The organism is Lachnoanaerobaculum sp. Marseille-Q4761, assembly GCF_017565785.1.
GTDB lineage: Bacteria > Bacillota > Clostridia > Lachnospirales > Lachnospiraceae > Lachnoanaerobaculum.
The window spans coordinates 1-5018 of the sequence record NZ_JAGEKB010000009.1 but is presented as its reverse complement, the minus strand read 5'-3'; the positions used below and the strand labels follow the sequence as shown (position 1 = coordinate 5018).

Below are 5018 nucleotides of genomic sequence, written 5' to 3'. Positions count from 1 at the left end.
CAGTCTAAAACAAGTTCTCCTTTTGCTACCGCTTCTCTTAGCTTATCCACATTCAGATGATGTCCTAAAGCTGTATTTTCTTGTATCTTGTCCTCTATGATCAATATTTCCTGCTCTATGTTCTTTATTCTTTGTGTAAGAAATTCCCGTTTTGAGAGGTATTCTTCTTTCTCTATTATACCTTGCTTATGCCTTTCATAACACTGCATTTTGGAAATTTTGTTCTTTTGTTGTTCCGCTTTCAGCTTTTTCTTTCGCTCAAGCAGGTTCTCACAAATGCTTTCTCTGACTCTATGCTCAATCATTCTCGTCTGCTCTTTCTCAAGAAAGCTCTTGGTGTAAAGCTGAATTTCCTTTGACACGATTTCTTCCAGTACCAAGGCTTGTATCTTTCCTTTCATACAGCCACAGTCTTTTGCCTTGTACCGATATGGACAGCAGTATCCGTCGTTTTTGCCATAGTAAACTGTATAGCTCATCTTATGATGGCATTTCCCGCAATAAACTTTATCCTGAATAATATGAAAATGCTTCCGTTCTCGGCTGATATGTTTCGCATTGCTGCTTAATCTGTTTTGAACTTGTGCAAAGTCCTCTTGTGAAATTATAGCTTCATGCATATCTTCTCGTATAATCCAGTCTTTGCTATCCATCCATTGTCGATGATCTGAGCCGACTTCATACACTCTTGTCTTTCCTCCGATGATTGCTCCCGTATAAACTCTTTGTGTTAAGAGATAACGAACAATCTGTCCTGTCCAAATTCCACTTCCTCTTTTCAGTCCTATGTGCTTGGCAGGGGTTAAAATTTCTCTCTCGTTAAAATCTTTAGCAATCACAAGCATACTTTCTCCACTTAAATATCTTGTAAATACTTCTTCCACAATCGGTCTTACTTCTTCATCGACAATAAGCTGATGATGGTCTTTTTCGTTTTTTACATACCCATACGGTGCTTTTGAGCCGAAGTAATAGCCTTTGTCCTGTCTTACTCTGACGGATGAACGCATTTTTTGTGAGATGTCTTTGGAATAGTAGTCATAGACAAGATTTTTAAAAGGAATTTCCAAGCTGCTGATTCCGTTTTCGTTGTTCTTACTGTCATAATTGTCATTCACAGAAATAAAGCGGACTTGCATAAAGGGAAAGATCTGCTCAATATAGGCTCCGGATTCGATATAATCTCTGGCAAAGCGAGATAAATCCTTTACAAGTATGGTCTTTACTTCATTTTTCTTGACAAGAGCAATCATCTTTTGAAAAGCGGGGCGATTAAAGTTTGTTCCTGTATAACCGTCATCGATATGCTCCCTGATCTGAAAGCCTGTAAATTCTTCCCTTGAGCGGATATAGTCTTTTAAGATTTCTCTTTGAGAAGTGATACTGTTGCTTTCATCTTGCTGATCGCCATCTTCCAGTGAAAGTCTTAGATAAAAATCTACGGTATTCATATCAGTCCCTCTTTGTCTTTCTTTCGATTTTTTCGGTAATGACAGGCGTTTCTTCAAAGTTAAATTTGATTTCTACTGTATGGTCTTTTCCGATGAATATCTTATCTATGATGGCTTTCACAAACTCTTTGTCCCATTTCTTTGACTCGCCTTTAAAGAGTGCTTTCAAATACTGATGCTTTTCTTCAAGCCTTCGTTTTTCTTCATCAAAGATTGCAACTTGCTTTTCTTTCAGGCTTTCCAGCTCTTTTTTCTTTTGATGGAGATGTTCCTTTTCTCTTTCAAAATCTTCTTTTTTCCAATCTCCCAAGACATACTTTTCGTAATGCTCACTTTGAAGCCTGCTCAGTCCTGAAATTCTTCTGCCGATTTCTGTCAGTTTGTTTTCATTTTCCTGCTTAATTTCTCTTTTTATATCCGCATAACCTTCTAAATATGCCTTATAGCTTTTCTTATTATTGGAAAGAATAGTATCAAATGCAGCTTTTACGGTATTTTGGAGTGTAATGTCTGTAATTGCCGTTCCACATTTTTCTGCCTTGTATTCTCCAAATCGGTTACAGCTAAAGTAAAACACCGTTCTTTTCCCACTTAATTGCCGATGAACACTCATTCGTCTTTGACAAATATTACAGTAAACCATTCCTCGAAAGATAGTATCGTCTTTAGCAGCCGCATTTTCCTCTCTGCTTCTTTTTATTGGAGCTGCTTTTTCGGAAATTTTCTCCTGCACCTTTTCAAAGGTATCCATAGAAATAATGGCTTCATGGGCATTTTCGGTTACTATCCAGTGTTCTTCAGAGAGCCTTTCCCTTGGTTTCATTTCATAAAGATGTTTTTGATTTCTCCCCTGTATCAGCGTTCCTGTATATGCACGATTTTTAAGCAGTTGTAAGATTGTTGTCTGTTTCCACAACCTGATTGGTTCATCGCTATCAGATATGGCTTTTCCAGTTTCTCGGTAATCGGTTGCAATATATACTCTTTTTTCCAGAAGAAGTTTGGATATACCTGATGTACTCAGTCCTTTCAGATAGGCATCAAAGATTTCTTTGACAATGGGAGCAGTATTTTCATCCGGATACAAGCGTCTGATTCCATCTTCATCTTTTCTTGCTCTATATCCATACGGTGCAACTCCGCAGATAAATCCGCCTTGTTTGAGCCTCATCTGATGCGAGCTTGACACTTTCTTCGAAATATCTTTAGCATAGGTTTCATTAACGATATTTTTTAAAATAACCTCCAAAGATTTATTCGGATCATCCATATGAAAGGTGTCCAGATTATCATTAACGGCAATAAATCTTACTCCAAGAAATGGAAATATCTTTTCAATAAAGTTTCCAAGCTCCGTATAGTTTCTTCCAAAACGAGATAGATCTTTTACAATAATACAGTTGACCTTTCCTGTCCTTATTTCTTCCATAAGATTTTCAAAGTCCGGTCTCTCAAAGTTTGTTCCTGTTTTTGCAATGTCCTTATATATACCTACCAAGTTATGCCCGTCATTCCTTTTTATATAGCTCTCACAAAGAGCAATCTGATTTTCAATGGAATCACTCGGTTTTTCTTTTTTATCCCTTGAGATCCTTGTGTAAATCGCCGTTTGAAAACTGTTTACATTTTCTTTGTTTACCTGAGCTTCTTCTGATTTTACCCGTCTATTCGCTGTCCTTGCCATCTACACCACCTCCTTCATTTTCCCGGAGGATTGTTTTGCATAGTTGCTTAACTTATCCAATATCTCTGTAGTTTCATCATAATTAAAACGAACCTCTATCATTTTTTCTTCCAAAACACAGATTTTATCTACCAATCTTACAAGTAGTCCTCTTTCTAAAGTACTTATATTCCCGTATGCTCTTATTTCAGAAAAAAAATCTTTATTACCCAAACTCTTTTGATAGAGCCTTGAAATTTCCTTATTCTGTTTTTCTAAAATCAGCTCACTTTCTACAATACGGTTAGTATAAAACTCTCTCATATCATAAAATTCCTCTTCGGAAATGATTCCTTCTTTTAAATCTTGATACAGAGCCGATTTTAAAAGTTCAAACTTCGCCTTGCTTTTCTTGGTATATTCCTGTCTTTTATCTGTTTCCTTAAACAGCTCATATGACACTTCCATTTCTCTTAGTTTTTCTAAAATAACTTCATACTTCCCAAGGGAATGAATGTGGTGTCTGAGCATCTCAAGTATGGTTATTTTTAAATCTTCCTGTTTTATGCAGTGCCTACTGCAATTATGTCCTTTATTATATGAAGAACAAATATAATAGACCATTGGTATTTTACCCCGTTTGTCTACTTTCTTCGTCATCTGTGAGTTACAGTCTTTACAAAATAAAAGTCCTGCAAATAAATCCGCTTTTTCTCCAACATTCTTTGCTTTTATATCGCATTTCAAAAGTTTTTGGACAATTTCAAAGTCTTGAATATCAATAATCGCTTCATGGTTATCCTCAATTTCAATCCAATCGCTTCTATCCTTAGAAACCACTTTATCCAGCTTATAGTTTATCTTTTCCCTTTTTCCCTGTTGAAGTGTTCCTATATAGATTTCATTAGTTAAAATGCGGTTAACCGCCGGCGTATCCCACTTGGTAACAGCCTTTGTACTAAAGCCTGTCTTATACCTTATACCCATTGCCCTTTTATGTTCCATCGGAGATAATATTCCGTTATCATTTAAGTGTCTAGCAATAGAGTAGGAACTGTACCCCTCAAGCTTCATAGAGAAGATTTTCTGTACTACATATTCCGCTTCTTTATCAATTACTATTTTGTGTTTATCTTCCTTATCCTTTTCATAGCCGTAAGGAGCATAATTTGAAATAAACTGCCCCTGTTTTCTCTTCACCTTACAGACACTTCTGACCTTTGCGGAGGTATCCCTGCAATAATTGTCATTGATAAAACTTTTAAATGGAATGACCAAGTTCTTTTCCGTCTCACTGGCTGTATAGCTGTCATAATTATCATTTAAGGCAATAAACCTTATATCAAGGGATGGAAACACTTTTTGCAGGTATCTTCCGCTATCAATATAATCTCTGCCAAATCTTGATAAATCTTTTACTATAATGCAGTTAATATTACCTGTAATTACATCTTCCATCATTTTCTTAAATGCCGGTCTTTCAAAGTTTATCCCGGAATATCCGTCATCAACATATTCCTCTATCAGCTCCATATCTTCATTTTTATCAATGAAATCCTTAAGCTGAAGTCTTTGATTGGAAATGCTGTTGCTTTCCACCTTAAAGCCTTTATCATATTTCTCATCATCCTGAGATATTCTAAGGTACATTGCAACTTTAAGAGTATCGGTATTTAAAATATTTTTAGACATAACAAAACCTCCAAACTTTCATATTCTTTTAGGAAAAATATGATAACTTGGAGTCTTTCAACACCTATAAATTTGAATCTCTATTTAAGAGATATTATAGCACATCCAAACAAAAAAGTCTGCTCCCTTATCATATTTCTAATCAAGTAGCATTGCTTTCTTTTTTAAGTAAGATAGCAAGCAATCCTCCAAATGTCTTCCGTTTCCTGCAT

At 35.9% G+C, this 5018-nt stretch carries 3 protein-coding genes; all 3 read right to left on the bottom strand.

Translation table 11 applies throughout. From position 1 onward, the window contains the following. Positions 1 to 1451: recombinase family protein (locus tag J4O15_RS15720; RefSeq protein WP_208101526.1), on the bottom strand; the 1451-nt coding region annotated here is incomplete at its 3' end. Position 1452: 1 nt separating this feature from the next. After that, positions 1453 to 3135, bottom strand: a complete 1683-nt coding sequence (locus tag J4O15_RS15715) for a recombinase family protein (RefSeq protein ID WP_208101524.1) — start codon at positions 3133 to 3135, stop codon at positions 1453 to 1455. Continuing rightward, positions 3136 to 4806: a recombinase family protein gene (locus tag J4O15_RS15710; protein WP_208101522.1), complete on the bottom strand. Its 1671-nt coding sequence runs from the start codon at positions 4804 to 4806 to the stop codon at positions 3136 to 3138. Positions 4807 to 5018 lie beyond the last annotated feature (212 nt).

Coding starts and splice junctions, on each gene's coding strand:
- J4O15_RS15710 (WP_208101522.1), bottom strand. CDS start 4,806: ATGTCTAAAAATATTTTAAATACCGATACTCTTAAAGTTGCAATGTAC.
- J4O15_RS15715 (WP_208101524.1), bottom strand. CDS start 3,135: ATGGCAAGGACAGCGAATAGACGGGTAAAATCAGAAGAAGCTCAGGTA.